This window comes from Streptomyces sp. NPDC006385, from assembly GCF_040612485.1.
Lineage (GTDB): Bacteria > Actinomycetota > Actinomycetes > Streptomycetales > Streptomycetaceae > Streptomyces.
The window spans coordinates 1-1,728 of record NZ_JBEXQG010000171.1 but is presented as its reverse complement, the minus strand read 5'-3'; the positions used below and the strand labels follow the sequence as shown (position 1 = coordinate 1,728).

Below are 1,728 nucleotides of genomic sequence, written 5' to 3'. Positions count from 1 at the left end.
GGTGGGTGAGGAAGCGTTCTGCGGTTCTGGTGGGGTCGTTCCAGTAGCCGTGTGCGACGCCGGCGCCGCCGATGAAGAGTTCGCCGGGGACCCAGGTGGGGACGGGCTGGAGGTTGTTGTCGAGGATGTGGAAGGTCTGGTTGGCCAGAGGGCGGCCGTAGGGGATGCTGGGCCAGGTGGGGTCCAGCTCGCCGATCGGGTGGTAGATCGACCAGATCGACGCCTCTGTTGCGCCGCCCAGGCTGATCAGTTCGGCGTCGGGGGCGATGGTGCGGATCCTGTCGGGCAAGGACAGGGGGATCCAGTCCCCACTCATCATCACCAGCCGCAGGCTCTGCAGGGCTTCCCCGCGCGCACCGACGTGCTCGGCGAGCATCTCCATCAGAGCCGGAACCGTGTTCCACACGGTCACGTGGTGGGTGCGCAGTAGATCCAGCCATGCGGCTGGGTCACGGTGCGCCTCGGGCCCCGGCAGGACGAGCGTCCCGCCTGCCGCGAGCATTCCGAAGATGTCCCAGACGGACAGGTCGAAGCTCAGCGAGGACAGGCCCACTACGCGGTCCGCAGCGGTGATCTGGAAGCGGTTGTTGATGTCGGCGACGGTGTTGGCCGCGCCGCGGTGGTCGATCATGACGCCCTTGGGTTCGCCGGTGGATCCCGAGGTGAAGATGACGTAGGCGAGGTCGTGCGGTCGGACGACCGGTTCCACCGGTGCGTCGTTCATGTCGACCCATGTCGTGTCGTCGTCCACGGCGAGCACGGTGATGTCCGCCGGCCAGGCGAGGGTGTCGCGCAGCTCGGTCTGGGTGAGCACGATGCGACACCGTCCCCGATCGAGGATGTGATGCACCCGCTCGATCGGCCATGTGGCGTCGACAGGGAGATAGGCGGCGCCGGACTGGAGGACGCCGAGTGAGGCCACGGGCTGCTGCCAGCCCTTGTGCATCACCACGCCGACCAGGGTGTTGGGACACGCGCCCAGGTCTCGGAGCCGGCGTGCGATCCGCGCGGCGCGCTGGTCCAGCTCGGCGTATCCGACCACCCGGTCCGGCGCGATCACGGCCGGACGCAGGCCGCGGGCGCGCAGCGATCCGCCCAGTTCGTGCAGCAGGCCGTGCGGCAGCACTGCCGTGGTGGCATTGGCCTGCTCTCGAGCGGCCAGGTCATCAGGCCTCGCCAGCACCGGCGTGGTCGCGTCCCACACGCCGTCCTCGTCGGCCAGCCGTCCCAGCAGTGCTCCGAATGCGGCGAACGCAGCGTCGATCAGTCCAGGCGGGAACAGTTCTTCGACCACCGCCCAGTTCACCCGCAGCCTCCCGCCCAGCTCGAACACCTGGCAGTCCAGGAAGACCTGAGGGGTCTGAGTGAGGGCGTACGCGAGCTCGCCGAACTCCTCGGCCGCCCGGCCGAGGCTCGCCTCGCCGTCGCCCAGAGCACTCGTGAACACGACGGGCATCGTCGCCCGGGCAGGCGCATCTGTACGGGCGAGCTCTCGGAGCACCTGGACGCCGTTGAAGGCCTGGTGCTCGAAGTCCGCCCAGAACCGGTCCTGCAGGGCCCGGGCCTGATCGCGTACGGACGTCTTCGCGTCGAACTCCGCCGCGAGCAGAGTAACCGAGGTGAACTCGCCGATGACGTGGTCGATGTCGGGGTGGAGGGGGAGGCGTTCGTTGACGGTGACGTTGAGGGTGAAGGTGTCGTTGGCGGACCAGGTGCGCAGGGTGGCGG

The 1,728-nt window shown here is 68.9% G+C and carries 1 protein-coding gene; it reads right to left on the bottom strand.

Annotated elements, in window-relative coordinates:
* The coding region (locus ABZ078_RS44345; protein ID WP_356584378.1) for an amino acid adenylation domain-containing protein at positions 1–1,728 on the bottom strand (1,728 nt) is incomplete at both ends.